Genomic DNA, 15,917 nt, shown 5'->3' on the forward strand with positions numbered 1-15,917 from the left:
AATGATACATGGCCGTACATTAAACCTCTCTCAGCTTACTCTTGCTATTTCTGCTGCATTTATCAGTGGTACGACTGCTGCTCAAAGCCCAGACGCGAATCATGAAACCCTAGTGGTGACGGGGAATCCGTTACAAATGACCGAAGTCGTGATCGATGCAGATCAATTAGATAAACGCCAAGCGAATGATTTAAGTGACATCTTTCGTGCCGATCCTGAAGTCTCTATTGGTGGTGGTTCGAGTGTCTCGCAGAAAATCTATGTTCGTGGTTTAGAAGATAACATGCTCAATGTCACTATTGATGGCGCAACGCAATCGGGCAATATTTATCATCACCAAGGCCGATTATCCATTGAACCTGAGTTGCTTCAACAAGTTGAAGTTGCAGCAGGGGCTGGTCGCGCAACCAATGGACCGGGTGCGCTGGGGGGAACCATTCGCTTCAAAACCAAAAATCCTGAAGATTTACTTCGTAATGGCGAACGATACGGTGCCTTGGTGAAAGGGGGCTATTACGATAATACGAAAGGCTATAAAGCCAGTGTCAGTGGTTATGGGTACCTGACAGATAAAATCAGTGCATTAGCGACAATTTCATATAGCGATCATGGCAATTTTACCGATGGTAATGGCCAAGAACAGCCCTATACGGAAGCGGAAAACAAAGTTGGCTTCTTAAAGCTTGTTGGTGATATTACCGATTCGCAAAAGCTAACGCTTAGTTACGATCGCCGTGAAGATGAAGCTTTTCGATATCACCGACCACAATGGGTGCCTAGTAAGAAAAATGCACCTATCAATCAAGAAATGATCCGCGAAACCATTACGGCTAATTACACCTTTGACCCTAGTCGCAATGATTGGGTCGCTTTGGATGTCACTTTATATAATACCGATACTTCGCTGAATCATATTGAAGGCCCTTGGGGGGACTACCTTGGTGATGCAAAAAGTTACGGTGGAGACCTTCGTAACACCAGCACGCTGGGCCATCATCAGCTTACCTATGGTGTTGAATACCGTAGCGATGAGGGGTCGTTAGGCAGCCCAATTTATGGCTCGGATAAAGATGAAGGGACAGTCGCGAGTGCTTATCTACAAGGTGACTTTCAGTTGATGGAAGCCTTATTACTAACTGTCGGTGGGCGCTACGACAAATACACATTAGATGAATCAAAAGGATCGAGTCTAAAACACAGTGGCTTTAGTCCTAACATCGGCTTGAATTATGAAATTGTATCGGGTTTAAACCTTCATGCTGGTTACGCAGAGGCGATTCGTGGTGCGCAGATCCGTGAAATATTTAAGCTCGATGGCGCTAAAAGTAGCGCAGACCGTAAAGAAGAGCGGGCGAAAAATACGGAGCTTGGCATTAACTGGCATAACAATGGTTTAAGCCTATCGGCAGTGGGTTATATCACGAAAGTAAAAGATGTGGTTGGTGAAACCGAGACGAAACCTCGTGAGCTGACCAACCTTGGTGAGCTAGAAACTAAAGGCTTTACCGCTCGTGCTGGCTATCAGTGGGATCTTGTTCGTGCGGGGCTGAGTTATAACCGCTCGCGTCCTGAGTTAAATGGCCAGCCACTTAATGATGATACCAAAGGGATAGGTACTGCGATTGGGGATACTTGGGTCGCTGATGTTAATTATCAAGTGCTTGATAGTGTAGAAATTGGTTATAACGGCCGCTACGTTCAGCGTTTAACGGATGTAGCAACGGGCTATGATGAAAAGGCGGGTTATGCTGTTCATGACATTTATGCCCAATGGCTACCACTGACAAATGATGATCTTAAGCTAACACTGGCGGTGAAAAACTTGCTGGATAAGGCTTATCGTGATCATGCCAGCTATGGCAACAATGGTGATATTGCCCAAGGAACGCTTGAGGCAGGCCGTGATATTCGCGTGAGTGCGTCATACGCATTTTAATGGTGCGAAATACGAAGAGGAGCTTGGCTCCTCTTTTTTGCGTTTATCTAATTATAAAAAATAGAAGTACTTGAGTTTGCAGCCAAGCTGCTCGAATACAGTGAAAGAAAGAGAAGGGAAAAGGATGAACCGTAAAAAAAGAATAGGATGGCGTGCAGGCGTTATGGGGGTGTTCGTTATCTTGGTCAGCGTGATGACTTGTCGTGCTGTGGCGGCTGATACCCTTGTGGACTTAGCGGGGCGTGAGGTTGTCTTACCTAAGCAGGTAAACCGAATCTTATTAGGTGAAAGTCGTTACATTCCGGCTTTAGCCATTTTAGAAGGCGATAAACTGTTTTCCCGTGTCGCAGGGATGATGGGGGATCTAAAAATTGTTGACCCAGATACTTACCAGCAATATCAAGCCGCTTTTCCTGAAATAGACACAGTCCCTCTATTTGGTAAAGGTGCTTCGGATACTTTTAGCTTAGAAACAGCGCTAGCGCTGAAAGCTGATGTCGCTATTTTTGGTGTGGAGGGGCATGGCCCGAGTGCACGAAATAGTGACATTATCGCGATTTTAGAGCGAGCTGGTGTGACGGTGGTGTTTATCGATTTTCGTAAAAATCCGATGAAAAATACCACCAAAAGCTTAGCGATTATGGGGAAAGTGCTAGGGCGTGAACAGCAAGCAACAGACTATATAAATTTTTATAATGCTGAATTAGCCAAAGTTGAACAGGGACTCGCTGCATTAAAAGATAAGCCGTCGCCCAGTGTTTTTTTACATAGTCGAGTGGGCTTAAGTAGCGAGTGCTGTGAAACCATGGCGCGCGGCATGGTGGCACAAATGCTCGATTTTGTTGGAGCTAAGAACATCGCTTTACCATTAATACCGGGTTCGGTTGGGGTGATGAATCAAGAGTATTTATTAACACACCAGCCTGATCTTTATATTGGTACGGCCATTGGCTCGACTGAAACCCAAAAAGAAGAACCGCAATTTATTGTATTGGGTACCAGTATCGATAAAACAACGGCGCACCATTCGCTAGCATTGATCACTCAGCAAGCCCCACTAAAAGAGTTAACGGCAGTACAAAACAAACGCGCTTATTCAATTTGGCATCATTTCTACAATACTCCGCTTAATATTGTCGCTGTACAAACCTTTGCTAAATGGGCTTATCCCATCACCTTTGCCCAGCTAGAGCCAGAGCAAACATTGAGAACACTTTATCAGCGCTATCAGCCCGTTTCATTTAACGGTACCTATTGGATGGCATTGTAGGATGCTGATTTTAAAACGATAGAGTGAGATTTAATGACAGCGATGGTACTGAACAATAGCGACTGTCGCCGTTAATTATTGTGAATTGCACTGTGCCGGAGAAGCCAAATTGGTGACTCCGGTTTGGCGTTTTTGTTGGTTGGAAAACGCTGTAGGTAAATGGCCTGTCATGAGAAGAAAAGGAACACTTATGGATACTCAGTTGGTATCAGCGACTTCGAAAGAGGAAGCGGCGCTTTCACTGTCTCAGCGTTATCGACGATTTGTCTTTAAACGGACGCTCTTGCTGAGCAGTATGTTATTAGCGTTAGTGATCGCTTGGGCTTTCGATACGGCAACGGGGCCATCTCATTTGGGGATAGATGTAATTTGGCAAGCATTAACGGCCCCTGACAGTCTCGATGCGGTAGAGCGAGTGATTATTTTTGATGTACGGATCCCTTATGCCCTGATGGCTGTTGTCGTTGGTGCTGCATTAGGTTTAGCTGGGGCTGAAATGCAAACCACCTTGAATAACCCACTGGCAAGTCCATTTACTTTAGGGATTGGTGCTGCAGCATCATTGGGGGCGGCCGTTGCCATTTTATTTGATTGGCGTTGGTTACCGTTTGGTTTCAATTTTGTCCTGCCATTATTTGCCTTTTTATTCGCTCTGGCGGCATCACTGCTGGTGGTGATCTTATCACGCAGCCAAGGGGCGTCGGTTAATACTGTGATCCTATTTGGCATATCCTTGTTCTTTGCATTAAACGCTATGGTGAGCCTGTTGATGTTCATTGCGGATAGTAATGCACTTCAGCAAATCGTATTTTGGACGATGGGGAGCTTAGCGCGAGCCAGTATTGATAAGGTCTTGGTTGTTACTGCGGTTTTGGTTATTTGTTTTCCACTGTCTTTGCGCCAAGCATGGGCGATGACGGCGATCCGTTCAGGCGAAGATCAGGCCCGTAGCATTGGTATTCGTGTCGAGCGTATGCGTTTAATGGTGTTGTTACGGGTCAGTGTACTCACTGCCGTTGCTGTTGCGTTTGTGGGTGAAATTGGCTTTGTTGGTTTAGTCGGCCCGCATATAGCTAGAATACTGTTAGGTGAAGATCATCGCTTTTTCTTGCCTGGTAGCGCGATTGCTGGGGCGTTACTTTTATCCTTGGCTTCCATTGCTAGCAAAAGCTTAGTCACAGGTGTGATTTTACCGATAGGAATAGTAACGGCCTTGATTGGTATTCCATTCTTTATGAGCTTGATATTGTCGCAAAAAGGGAGGGTGTAGCCATGTCGTTATTACTGGATAATTTCAGCGTGGGTTATCGCAATACCCCGATAATTAAGAGCCTCTCATTGCCCTCAATACCAGCAGGAAGCTTAGTCGCTGTACTTGGCCCTAATGGAGTGGGTAAATCGACATTATTACGTGCAATGGCACGCTTGTTACCTTTCCATGGAGAGCTGACATTAAACGGTGAGAGCGTGGATAAGATGGCGGTGGCACAGAGTGCTAGGTGTATGGGGTACTTGCCACAGACCTTGCCACAAGCAACCAGCCTCGTTGCTTATGAGATCGCTTTTAGTGCTTGTCGGGCGGTGAAGCCTGAATTAAGTAAGTCGTATATTGAGCAAATGATTGAACACACTTTTTCCAAATTAGGGATCAGCCATTTAGCGTTTAAACGTTTGAGTGAGTTATCGGGTGGACAGCGGCAAATGATTGGTTTGGCGCAAGTATTGATCCGTGAACCTCAGTTACTCTTGCTGGATGAGCCGACCAGCGCACTTGATTTACATTGGCAAATTAGCGTGTTGCAAACTGTGAAACAAGAGATCCAACAATGCCAAGCGATTGGCCTTGTCGCGATTCACGATATTAATTTAGCCCTACGTTTTTGTGACCAACTATTAGTGTTAGGCCCACATGGACTACTGGCGATGGGGGAGCCGAAATCAGTATTGACCCCTGATATTTTACAGCAAGCGTATGGCATTCGTGGTCGGGTTGAAAAGTGTTCGAAAGGTTACCCCATTGTGCTGGTGGATGAAGCGTTATCGACATCAATGAACGTGAATACGTGAATACGTGAAATTGTGTTTGTTACGCGCTGTAACGATTGATTACTGGCTGTGTTTGTACATTTCCTTCTCAATATGAGAGGGTTATAAGCTGAAATAAGGCTATGATCTGAGGTAAGTATGACGTTTTTTTATGAGCGCAGTGAATCTGAAACAGAGGTAAACATTGTGATTAAGCCACATTCACTGTATTTGATGTTGCTCATGCTCGCGGTTTGGCTATTGAATGACTTCGTATTGCAATCAGCACCTATGGCACAAGTGCTGATGCCTGCTTTTATTGTTTTTATGGTGGTTCGCTTTTTTTCTATTATCAAAGTGCACCGTGAAATCTTGGTGGCATTGAAAAAAGGGAATGTGCAAACTACTGGCAGCAAGTTTTCACTGAAGAACCCATTGACCTATTGTATTAAAAAACACGATTAAAGCTGTGGTCGTAACGGGTCAGCGAAGGGCTAGTATCGCTAGCACCCTGTGAAGTGAGACCTAGCTTACTCGTCGAAGAATCTTTATATAACAACTGTTTACTAACAAAGCCGAGCCTTGCCTCGGCTTTGTTGTTTATTGTTTCCAGATAGGAAAGTATTTCTTATTTTCGCGCTGCTAATCCTTTAATCACTATCAATGCATAATAGAATAACTATTCGTGAGGTGGAGGTATTGGATGGAAGCGTTTAACTGGAAGCCTTTATTACTAGCGTGCTTAATCGTCAGTATTGGGCAGCTAAGCCTTGGATTGGTTTTTCCTTCATTGCCTTGGATCGCACAAGATCTTGCGATCACCACAGATCAAACTCAGCTTTTAGTTTCGGGGTACCTGCTGATGTTTGGTTCTTCCCAATTAATATACGGACCTTTATCTGATGTGTTTGGCCGTCGGCCTGTGTTATTAGCTGGATTGTCAATTGCGATATTGGGTTTAGTGGTGGCTGTTTGTCAGAGTGACAATTTTTCTGGCTTGCTAACAGGTCGAATCATGCAGGGGTTTGGCGCAGGCAGTGTGGGTGTATTAGCACGTGCAACCATGCGGGATAGCTACCAGAATCAAAGTTTTGTAAAGGCCATGACATGGGTTTCAATTGTTGCCGCTTTCACACCCATCATTGGCCCTGTTATTGGCGGCATGGTGAACCACTATTTAGGCTGGCAGAGTGTCTTTATTTTACTTTTGGCTTATATCAGCTGTATTTGGTTAATACTGATCTTTTTCTTTAAAGAGACATTGGCGGTAACTTCGCGGCCACAGTCTGTTTCTGTATTGGCATTTTCCTATTTCTCTTTGCTGCGTGAGCGTCATTTTATGAGCTTCGCAGGAATAGGTTGGGTTAATTTTACCTTGGTCGTGGTGTCGATCTCTTTAATGCCTTTTATCATGCAGGTACAAATAGGCATGGACTCTGATGAATACGCACTTTGGGCAATGATCCCTGCAATTGGTTTATTGTGCGGTGGCTTATTGTGTCAGCGAGTTCGGCCGCTATTAGGCACGATGCGAGTCTTACAATTGACGCCACTCATTCATGTTGTGTCAGGGGCTATCTTTATTTTTGCTCCACTTTCCCCTATTACTGTCAGTAGTGGGCACTTTCTATTGGCGATGGCCAATGGGATGGCCTTTCCTTGTGCACAATCACTGCTGTTAATGCCTTACGCCCAGAAAGCTGGCACTGTGTCGGCACTATCTGGCGCCTGCCAAATGATCATCGCATCTTTGATCAGCAGCTTTCTATTGCACATTGGGATTAGTCAGCTCTGGCATTTAGGTTTGGTGATGTTTGGTGCTGCTATCGTTGGCTTAGCTTTGATTTACAGTGGCAGCCATTCTGCCAGTGGGAGAGAAGCGGCTGCCGCACTGAATTAAAGGCAACTTGCTCTGTCAGATTGAGTGATTTCGACCATACTTATTGTAGCCTTTAATGGTACGAGGCGTTTTCTCGTGCGCTAAAGAGCGGTTCACATAATACGGATTCATATTATAACAATGATGTGGCAAAGCCTCAGTGGCAGAGGATGCAAGTATGATGAAAGTGATAGTAGCAGCAGGAATGATCCTATGGTTAGCAGCTTGTACATCCCCGTATGAAAGCGGCCTGACAGAAGAAAAAAACTGGCAGGCACTCGGGGCTTACCACGGTGAGCAAGGATACCGTGAACTCAATGAGAAGCGCTTGGTTGATTTAGGGGCGTTGAGTGAAACTGAATACGAAGAATATCGCGCAGGGTATTTAAAAGGGCGTTTTGACTATTGTTCGGGGCGTCAATCGGTGGCGACGGTCGTGAATGCCGATTATTTAAATGAGTGTACTTCAGAATCAAGTAGCTATGGTTTAACTGGGCGTGGTTATTAGTAATTAAAAAGCTGTATTCTCAAAGATCGCTATAAATAGAAAAGGCTGCCATTGGCAGCCTTTGTCATATATATCTTATGGAAGATAATTTGAATTAGTTGTTGCTGTGAAGCTCACTGTTTAGCTCTACCGCACTCTTGTTCGTTAGGCATTCAATTTGGCCTGTTACTGAGTTACGACGGAACAGAAGATCAGGTTTACCGGCAAGATCGCGTGCTTTTACGACTTCTACCTCTTGGCCAGATGCATCAAGCATACGAACTTTAGACCCCGCCGTTACGTATAAGCCAGATTCAATCGTACAACGATCGCCCAGTGGGAAACCAAGGCCTGCGTTAGCACCAAGTAGGCTGTTTTCACCAATAGAAACCACGACTTTACCGCCACCAGAAAGCGTACCCATGATAGATGCACCACCACCGATGTCAGAGCCGTTACCGACCATTACACCTGCAGAAATACGGCCTTCAACCATGCTTACACCAGTCGTACCTGCATTGAAGTTGATGAAACCTTCGTGCATAACGGTTGTACCTTCACCAACGTGGGCGCCAAGACGTACACGTGATGTATCAGCAATACGCACACCAGCAGGGACAATGTAATCAACCATTTTAGGGAATTTGTCGACACAATCGACAGTTAATGCTTCACCGTTTAGGCGAGCTTCAATTTGACGATCGGCTAATTCTGGTAGATCGATAGGGCCTTGGTTAGTCCATGCGATATTGTGTAGAAGGCCAAATACGCCATCCAGAACAACACCGTGTGGCTGCACTAAACGGTGAGAGATCAGTTGTAGCTTCAGGAAGGCTTCAGAAACAGACGTTGGCGCTTCATCGGTTGCAAGAATAACAACCACAAGCGGTTGTGAAGAGTTTGCTGCTTTAGCGGCAAATTGTGCATGCTTGTCGTCGCTGGCTGCAGCGAAAGCTGCTTGTAAATCAGCACACTGAGCAGGAGTGATTTCAATCGCTTGGTTGCCTTCTTTGTAATCAACCACAGCGGCTACTGCGTCAACCAAAGCATCTGTTGGGTTTAAAACAGGGCTTGGGAAAAATGCTTCGATGATTTTACCGTCACGGTTTTTCGTTGCAGTACCTAAGGCAAGAGAAAAGCTAGCCATATTGAATTGTTCTCCATTTCGTAAGTGCCATAGCACTAAATTCGTCTATATATCGTTACCTTCATCATAAAGTGAGTTGTCAGAATATAGAAGGGGGGAGAGGGCAATCAGTGAAAAATGACGTAGATCTGATAAAAATGGGCGAAGCGAGCTAAATGAAGTGAAATTATCGTCATAAAAAAACCTCCAGAAGGAGGTTTTTAGGATATGTACAAAAAGTAAAAATTAAGCCGCATCTTCCTGAGGTGCATCTTCTACAACTTCAGGTTTAGCCACTTTCTTTTTTGGGGCAGCTTTTGCTTTTTTTGCACCCAGTGCTACGAGTACTTCTTCACGCTTTTGCGCCAAGAACATAGATAGCTCTTCTTGCTTTGCTTCGTCTTCGAATAGTTCGCTTTCACCAAGTAAAGCAAACATTTCGTCAGCCATATCCAACATTTTGTCGTATGCGTCGGCTTCGGACTTAGAGGTGAAAGTCATCTTTTCTTCTCCGTTGCGCTCAACCACATATTTGACGATAACAGCCATGGTCACCCTCTCCGAATTGATTTACTGGCTGTTTATACAGTAGCATCAAGGGCTATGTCCAGTGATAAGCGGTGTTATGTGATGGTGCGAGAAAAATTTGATCAGATTTATGCAAGAGCGGCAGAACGAAAAGGGGGCGATGTAGCCCTTGAGAGCCTGTTATCTGTCGCACTTTCGCCAGAGCAACTTCAGCAGATCCCAGATGATCGCTGGCTGGCTGCCTTTAGCCAAAAAGTATTTCAATCGGGCATGAGCTGGAAAGTGGTACGAGCAAAGTGGCCCAATTTTGAAGAAGTGTTCTTCGGTTTTGATATCGAAAAAATGCTCTTGATGCCAACGGAAATGTGGGAACGAAAAGCAACCGATCCTGCGATTATTCGTCACTTAGGCAAAGTCATGACCATTCCTGAAAATGCCCGTATGATCCACCAAGCGGCCTGTGAATATGGCTCGTTTGCCAATATGGTGGCACAGTGGCCTTCTGAAGATATTATTGGGTTATGGCAGTACCTTAAGAAAAACGGCAAGCGACTTGGTGGTAATACGGGCCCCTATACACTGCGTATTATGGGGAAAGACACCTTTATTTTGAGTGGGGATGTTGAGGCTTATTTACGTAATATCGGGGTGATTGATGGTGGTCGTGATACCAAAAAATCCCAGCAAGCGACATTAGCGGCTTTTAATGATTGGCAGCAAGAATCTGGCCGACCTTTGTGTCAGATCAGCCAAATTATTGCCTTTAGTTGCGGTGATAACCGTCTCTAGGGGCGTTGCAAGGTTCTATCTCTATTGAGAAAAATGCCATTGTTGCGCGAAGGATAAGAACATTTCCATTAGTGGGCTTTGGTATTTTTCTTTGTGGTATAGCAGCCAATACTGACGCTGCATATCGAGCGGCAGTGGCAAAATCACCAAACGGTGATCGTTAACTGCGTGCTGAACGGCAAATTTAGACAAGCACGTCACACCGAGTCCTGCTGCGCAGCAGTTGATAATCGCCTCTGTCGTGTTGAGCTCAAAGGCTTGATGCCAATGCTCTAGTCGCGGGGCAATACGATTAAGGTAAAACTCTCGGGTGCCTGATCCCGCCTCCCGTAAAATCCATTCTGAATGCTCCAAATCGCAGATCTGTAAATTCTTTATTTGAGTGAGTGGATGGTTTGGATGGCAAACAACCACCATTTCATCGGCAAGCCAAGGCTCAATCACTAAATCGGCTTGCTGTACTTTGCCCTCGACTAATCCGACATCAAGTTCAAATTCACTTAGCATGTGGCAGATCTGGCTGGTATTCGAGATGAACAAAGATTGATCATCATGTTTAGCATAGTGGCGAAAATCACGCAGCAAAAAAGGCGTGAGTTGATTGCCAACGGTATCACTGGAACCGATACGCAACTGACCTGTTGCTGGCCCTGTTTGATTAAACAATTGTTCGATGGTTTGGCTGCGCGCAAGCAATTCATCGGCCAAAGGTAATAGCCGTTTGCCCTGTTCGTTAATGATTAACCGGTTGTTATTGCGATCAAATAATTTGTGATCGAGCTGTTTTTCAAGTTCAGCTAATGCCATGCTCACTGCGGGTTTTGACAGAAATAATTTCTCTGCTGCAGCGGTAATCGTGCCTTCTTGGGCGACAGTGACAAATACATTCAGTTGTTTTAATGCGATGGGATGCGCCATATTCTTACCCGACAAAAGTTGCTAATATAATGCAAGTTATAGGGTTAAGCATGACTTAACCTTACGTTAAATATATTCAGTTATTATAAAACAATAGAGTTAGATACACTCCATTTTGTGTTCAGAATGTGTTCTCAGCCCATGAAATGGCTGGTGGAGAGATGTCATGATTAAAGCGACAAAACGTAAAGTTGCGGGTGCACCAACCCCAATGGCAGGACTAGCATTAGGTATCGCCAGTTTAGGTTGGTGTTGGGAAAATGTCGCCGATTTAGGTGGTTTGGGCCAACAAATCGGTGCGGGCATTGCGGCAGTATTACTTGTGATTTTGACCGTTAAATTTATCTTCCACCCAAAAATGCTATGGACTGATCTTTCTCATCCAGTCGTGGGGAGTGTTGTGCCTACTTATGCAATGGCAACCATGGTGGTATCGAAAGCGTTAGGTCAGTTTTACCCTGTATTCAGCCAAGGCTTATGGCTCTTTGCCGTGGCATTACATGTGGCGTTTCTAGCACTCTTTATTTATCACCGTGCGGTAGAGTTTGAATTACACCACATGGTACCAAGTTGGTTTGTACCGCCTGTTGGTATCATAGTTGCGGATGTCGCGTTTCCTGGCGGCGAGTTATTACCTTTAGCGCAAGGTTTGTTGGTGTTTGGTATGGTTGCCTATGCCGTTATGTTGCCACTGATGATCTACCGTTTAATTTTCAGCCATGAAATTCATGACAACGCAAAACCGACGATTGCGATTATGGCGGCGCCTGCGAGCCTATCATTGGCGGGTTACCTAACGGTGACACCTGTTCCTTCACCTGTGGTGATTGGTTTGTTGATCGGTATAGCGGTATTGATGACCTTTGTGATTTATGTGGCTTTTTATCGCTTACTGCGTTTGCCATTCAGTGCAGGTTACGCCGCTTTTACTTTCCCAATCGTGATCAGTGCAACGGCATTATTTAAATCGGCAGCTTGGATGACCAACTTTGGTTTTGGTGACGAATATGTGCAGCAAGTGTTCTTATTGGGGCAAATTGAATTAGTGATTGCGACTGTTATCGTGAGTTATGTTGCGCTGCGCTACCTTGCTCATTACCGTCCTATCAGCCGTTTATTCCAGCCTCTACTTCAGTCACAACAAGTTTAAGTTTTGGGCTGTACACATCATTAGCCATCTATATTGAGCAAACGCTAGACAGGTAACAACTTGTTTAGCGTTTGCAGTTAATAATGTGGTTTATTCAATGCCTTTCTATTTGCCGCATCCCCGCTATTGGTAGACAATTCGTATAACTTTCTCTTTTTTGTGAGATATCTGCGTGTTTACTGTCTATCACTCTAATCAGCTTGATGTGCTGAAATCCCTTCTGGTTGAACTCATTCGCTTGCAACCGCTCGATAACCCGTTTGAACAAGAACAAATCTTGGTTCAAAGCCCTGGGATGTCACAGTGGTTAAAGTTGGAATTGGCGAAATCGTTTGGTATTGCCGCCAACATTGAATTTCCATTACCCGCTACTTTTATTTGGACCATGTTCACCAAGGTGTTGAGTGATGTGCCTGCGCGGAGTGCATTCAACAAAGAATCAATGACATGGAAGTTAATGGAGGTGTTGCCACAGCAGTTAGCACTCGATGAGTTTGAGCCCCTCAAGCGGTATTTAGAGGGTGACGACGATGGTTTAAAAATTTACCAATTGGCAGAGAAAATTGCAGATATCTTCGACCAATACTTGGTATACCGTCCTGAGTGGGTGCAGCAGTGGGAAGCGGGGGAAACCGTTAAAGAACTCGGGGATGATCACCCATGGCAGCCTATTTTATGGCAAGCACTCTATGATCAGACATTGGCTTTGGGCCAGTCGCCGTATCATCGCGCCAACCTGTATGATCATTTTATCGAGACCCTCACTAACTATGCCGCCAGTGCTGCTGAAGGTGAATTACCAGAAGGTTTACCAAAGCGTTTGTTTGTGTTTGGTATTTCATCGTTGCCGCCACGTTACATGGATGCGTTGGCCGCACTGGGTGAGCATATTGATGTACACCTGATGTTTACCAACCCTTGTCGTTATTACTGGGGCGAAGTGCGTGATCGTAAGTATCTTGCGCGCTTAGCGGCGAAAAATCGTTTACAAGTAAAGTGGCTTGATGATCACAGCGAAGAAGGTGAGATGGCCGAGCAGCTTAAAGGCAGCATTGAAGATAATGTGATCGATGAGATGCACACCGATGCTGTCGGTAATAGCTTGTTGGCATCGATGGGAAAACTGGGTCGCGATAATTTATTCTTAATGTCCGAAATGCAGGCCAATGAAATTGAAGCCTTCGCGGACATTGAGCGTGATTCGCTGTTGCATTCAATCCAAGCCGATATTTTGAATTTAGAAGATCGCCAAAACGACGACATTTTAGATTCAAGCCACCATAAACTGGCGGTGATGTTAGATGATCAATCACTTTCTATTCATGCTTGCCACAGCCCGATGCGTGAAGTGGAAGTGTTGCATGACAAGCTATTGGCGATGTTCGATGCTGATAGCAGCTTAAAGCCACGCGATGTCATCGTGATGGTGTCGGACATCAATGCTTATAGTCCTGCGATTCAAGCGGTATTTGGTAATGCACCGGGTAATCGTTATATTCCATTTTCGATCTCTGACCGTACTGCCGAGCAAGAAAACCCTATTCTGTTGGCTTTCTTACGCTTACTGACATTGCCTGAAAGTCGTTGCCAAGCCTCTGAATTACTCGAACTGTTAGAAGTTCCTGCTGTTATGGCCAAGTTTGGCTTTGATAGTGATAGTTTCGAGAAAGTAAAACGCTGGATCGAAGAAGTAGGTGTACGTTGGGGGCTTGATAGCCAAACCGCAGGCCAATTCGATTTGCCTGCACAGCAACAAAACACCTGGTTGTTTGGCATCCAGCGGATGTTATTGGGCTATGCGATGCCGTACGAGGCTGGCTTGTTTGATGGTATCTCTGCTTATGAAGAAGTGCAGGGTCTCGATGCTGAAATTGCGGGTCAGTTAGCCAGTTTTATCGACAAGTTAATTGATTATCGCCACGGTTTAGCCCAATCGCAGTCAGTAACGGATTGGACTCTGATTTTGAATCAGCTGTTGGATGACTGTTTTGCGGTCGATATTGATGGTGAACTGGTACTTAAATCGATTCGGGAATGTTTACATCGCTTACAAGAACAACTAGATGATGCCCATTATAGTGCGCCGATTTCCCCACGCGTCTTGACCGAATACCTAACCGGTAAATTGTCTGGCGAGCGCGTGAGTCAGCGCTTCTTAGCGGGGCAAGTGAACTTCTGTACCCTGATGCCAATGCGCTCGATTCCCTTCAAAGTGGTGAGTTTGCTTGGTATGAATGATGGCGCTTATCCTCGCAGCATGCCCGCAGAAGGGTTTGACCTGATGGATGGACGCACCAGAGCGGGAGATCGCTCTCGTCGTGATGATGACCGTTATCTATTTTTAGAAGCGATCCAATCTGCGCAGCAAACCCTGTACATCAGTTATGTCGGTCGCTCGATTCAAGATAACACCGAGAAAGTTCCATCAGTATTAGTGAGTGAGCTGGTGGAGTATTGTCAGCAGGGTTACTGCCTTGCTGGTGATGAAACATTGCCTGTCGATCAATCGGCGGACAAGATCAAGCATCACTTGAATCACTTCCATCCTTTGGTGCCATTTAGCCCAAGTGCGTTTGAAGGTGACAACGCTAGCTATGCGGTTGAATGGCTGCCTGCGGCAGAGCGTAAAGGGCAGGCAGGACAAGCTTTCCAACTTTCGGCACTGGAACCAGAGCCGCTGGCTGATGACAAAGTGCTAGAGCTTGATTTATCTGAACTGCAACGTTTTTGGCGTTTGCCTGTACGTTACTTCTTTAATCGCCGTTTAAAAGTCTTCTTTGAGCCACCTATGGGCATTACAGAAGATGATGAACCATTCACGCTTAACGGCTTAGACGGTTACTTAATGCGGGAGCAGTTATTGCAACAACTCTTGGACGCCAAGTTAGCAAACCAAGATGAAAATGCTGTCTTCGATGAGTTCTCGGCGCAACAAAAAGCGGCTGGACGGCTACCTGTTGCGGCGTTTGGGGATTTAGATTTAGCGATCACCCGCAATGATGTCTTGGCGCTCACCGAGCAGATTTTCCCGTTAATTCATGCTCCTTTAGATGATCAGGAAGTTGACTTAACCTTTAGTTATCAAGGTCACAAGGTGAACCTACAAGGTTGGCTTAAGCAAGGTTATCAATCCGGCTTGGTACGCTATCGTAGTGGTAAAATACGAGCCCAAGATCTGCTGATTGCATGGATCGATCATCTCTGCTTGGCGGCAATGCAGCCGCAAAACCCAAATCAAGTTCAGGCTCAGAAGATAACGCACTTGATTGGTAATGATGAATACCGGCGTTTGCTTCCTATTGATGCTCAAACTGCACGCCAGTATCTACAAGACATTATCGAGCTGTATTTTGATGGCTTAAATCAACCATTAGCGTATTTCCCTAAAACAGCACTGGCAGGGATCCAAGCGAGGATCGGGCGCGATGGAAGTTTCAAAGATGACGACGAGACTATTCAAAAAGCCTTGAAGAAAATGGCTGATACCTTCAATGATGGTTACTTATTTGCTGGTGAAGGTGCAGACAGTTATATCGCACGCGTATGGCCAGTATGGGATGATAATGTGGCCAATGATGCGTCACAACTCGCCAGTAGAATATTGCAAGCTGCGGTACTAAATAGTGAAAAAGTAGAAGAATAGCGAGGAAGTAGTGTGGCCGTCAGCAAATCATTCTTATTTGTAGGGTGTTCGCTGTACGGCCACCGGTCCAGAGGTGACCACGTTTCTGGCTGCGATACTAACCAAAGCGATAGCGTTAAACTGTGAGAAGTCTCTCACATTGATAGATAGAAAACTTATTCAAGCA

13 protein-coding genes are annotated in these 15,917 nt (G+C 45.3%); 10 read left to right on the forward strand and 3 right to left on the reverse strand.

The features are described 5' to 3' along the window. Position 1 precedes the first annotated feature (1 nt). From OCU77_RS03100 to OCU77_RS03130, 7 genes are all read left to right on the forward strand, one after another. The gene (locus OCU77_RS03100) at positions 2 to 1,936 is read left to right on the forward strand and encodes a TonB-dependent receptor domain-containing protein (protein ID WP_107303077.1); all 1,935 of its coding nucleotides are present in this window, start codon (positions 2 to 4) and stop codon (positions 1,934 to 1,936) included. A gap of 124 nt (positions 1,937 to 2,060) precedes the next feature. Beyond that, entirely contained in the window at positions 2,061 to 3,206 is a 1,146-nt protein-coding gene (locus OCU77_RS03105; protein WP_084711843.1) for an ABC transporter substrate-binding protein, read from the forward strand. Positions 3,207 to 3,396: 190 nt separating this feature from the next. Then, a complete protein-coding gene (locus tag OCU77_RS03110; RefSeq protein WP_107303078.1) occupies positions 3,397 to 4,476 on the forward strand; it encodes a FecCD family ABC transporter permease in 1,080 nt (359 codons plus the stop codon). A 2-nt stretch (positions 4,477 to 4,478) separates the two neighbouring features. Then, positions 4,479 to 5,273, forward strand: a complete 795-nt coding sequence (locus tag OCU77_RS03115; RefSeq protein ID WP_048899900.1) for an ABC transporter ATP-binding protein — start codon at positions 4,479 to 4,481, stop codon at positions 5,271 to 5,273. 117 nt (positions 5,274 to 5,390) lie between these two features. After that, the gene (locus tag OCU77_RS03120; protein WP_048899901.1) at positions 5,391 to 5,696 is read left to right on the forward strand and encodes a hypothetical protein; all 306 of its coding nucleotides are present in this window, start codon (positions 5,391 to 5,393) and stop codon (positions 5,694 to 5,696) included. Between the two features lie 238 nt (positions 5,697 to 5,934). Further along, the gene (locus OCU77_RS03125; protein ID WP_048899902.1) at positions 5,935 to 7,131 is read left to right on the forward strand and encodes a multidrug effflux MFS transporter; all 1,197 of its coding nucleotides are present in this window, start codon (positions 5,935 to 5,937) and stop codon (positions 7,129 to 7,131) included. 157 nt (positions 7,132 to 7,288) lie between these two features. Continuing rightward, entirely contained in the window at positions 7,289 to 7,618 is a 330-nt protein-coding gene (locus OCU77_RS03130; protein ID WP_048899903.1) for a DUF2799 domain-containing protein, read from the forward strand. Between the two features lie 94 nt (positions 7,619 to 7,712). On the opposite strand, the gene dapD is transcribed toward OCU77_RS03130, so the two are convergent. Both dapD and OCU77_RS03140 read right to left on the reverse strand, forming a co-directional pair. Continuing rightward, complete coding sequence (gene dapD / locus OCU77_RS03135; RefSeq protein WP_048899904.1) at positions 7,713 to 8,744, reverse strand: 2,3,4,5-tetrahydropyridine-2,6-dicarboxylate N-succinyltransferase; 1,032 nt, start codon at positions 8,742 to 8,744, stop codon at positions 7,713 to 7,715. Between the two features lie 225 nt (positions 8,745 to 8,969). Continuing rightward, positions 8,970 to 9,272, reverse strand: coding sequence for a YebG family protein (locus OCU77_RS03140; RefSeq protein WP_048899905.1), 303 nt, complete (start codon positions 9,270 to 9,272; stop codon positions 8,970 to 8,972). Between the two features lie 81 nt (positions 9,273 to 9,353). Between OCU77_RS03140 and OCU77_RS03145 the strand changes: the two genes are divergently transcribed. After that, positions 9,354 to 10,040, forward strand: a complete 687-nt coding sequence (locus OCU77_RS03145) for a DNA-3-methyladenine glycosylase I (RefSeq protein WP_048899906.1) — start codon at positions 9,354 to 9,356, stop codon at positions 10,038 to 10,040. A gap of 21 nt (positions 10,041 to 10,061) precedes the next feature. On the opposite strand, the gene OCU77_RS03150 is transcribed toward OCU77_RS03145, so the two are convergent. After that, positions 10,062 to 10,958, reverse strand: a complete 897-nt coding sequence (locus tag OCU77_RS03150; RefSeq protein WP_048899907.1) for a LysR substrate-binding domain-containing protein — start codon at positions 10,956 to 10,958, stop codon at positions 10,062 to 10,064. A gap of 166 nt (positions 10,959 to 11,124) precedes the next feature. On the opposite strand from OCU77_RS03150, the gene OCU77_RS03155 reads away from it, so the two are divergent. Both OCU77_RS03155 and recC read left to right on the forward strand, forming a co-directional pair. Further along, complete coding sequence (locus OCU77_RS03155) at positions 11,125 to 12,108, forward strand: TDT family transporter (RefSeq protein WP_048899908.1); 984 nt, start codon at positions 11,125 to 11,127, stop codon at positions 12,106 to 12,108. Positions 12,109 to 12,280: 172 nt separating this feature from the next. After that, positions 12,281 to 15,751, forward strand: a complete 3,471-nt coding sequence (recC, locus tag OCU77_RS03160; protein ID WP_048899909.1) for an exodeoxyribonuclease V subunit gamma — start codon at positions 12,281 to 12,283, stop codon at positions 15,749 to 15,751. The last annotated feature ends 166 nt before the right edge of the window (positions 15,752 to 15,917 follow it).

Source organism: Photobacterium swingsii (assembly GCF_024346715.1).
Lineage (GTDB): Bacteria > Pseudomonadota > Gammaproteobacteria > Enterobacterales > Vibrionaceae > Photobacterium > Photobacterium swingsii.

Excerpts from the sequence above, each read along its gene's own strand:
- OCU77_RS03110 (WP_107303078.1), top strand. The coding sequence starts at position 3,397 with ATGGATACTCAGTTGGTATCAGCGACTTCGAAAGAGGAAGCGGCGCTT.
- OCU77_RS03150 (WP_048899907.1), bottom strand. The coding sequence starts at position 10,958 with ATGGCGCATCCCATCGCATTAAAACAACTGAATGTATTTGTCACTGTC.
- OCU77_RS03140 (WP_048899905.1), bottom strand. The coding sequence starts at position 9,272 with ATGGCTGTTATCGTCAAATATGTGGTTGAGCGCAACGGAGAAGAAAAG.
- OCU77_RS03100 (WP_107303077.1), top strand. The coding sequence starts at position 2 with ATGATACATGGCCGTACATTAAACCTCTCTCAGCTTACTCTTGCTATT.
- OCU77_RS03130 (WP_048899903.1), top strand. The coding sequence starts at position 7,289 with ATGATGAAAGTGATAGTAGCAGCAGGAATGATCCTATGGTTAGCAGCT.
- dapD (WP_048899904.1), bottom strand. The coding sequence starts at position 8,744 with ATGGCTAGCTTTTCTCTTGCCTTAGGTACTGCAACGAAAAACCGTGAC.
- OCU77_RS03155 (WP_048899908.1), top strand. The coding sequence starts at position 11,125 with ATGATTAAAGCGACAAAACGTAAAGTTGCGGGTGCACCAACCCCAATG.
- OCU77_RS03105 (WP_084711843.1), top strand. The coding sequence starts at position 2,061 with ATGAACCGTAAAAAAAGAATAGGATGGCGTGCAGGCGTTATGGGGGTG.
- OCU77_RS03125 (WP_048899902.1), top strand. The coding sequence starts at position 5,935 with ATGGAAGCGTTTAACTGGAAGCCTTTATTACTAGCGTGCTTAATCGTC.
- OCU77_RS03145 (WP_048899906.1), top strand. The coding sequence starts at position 9,354 with ATGGTGCGAGAAAAATTTGATCAGATTTATGCAAGAGCGGCAGAACGA.
- OCU77_RS03120 (WP_048899901.1), top strand. The coding sequence starts at position 5,391 with ATGACGTTTTTTTATGAGCGCAGTGAATCTGAAACAGAGGTAAACATT.
- OCU77_RS03115 (WP_048899900.1), top strand. The coding sequence starts at position 4,479 with ATGTCGTTATTACTGGATAATTTCAGCGTGGGTTATCGCAATACCCCG.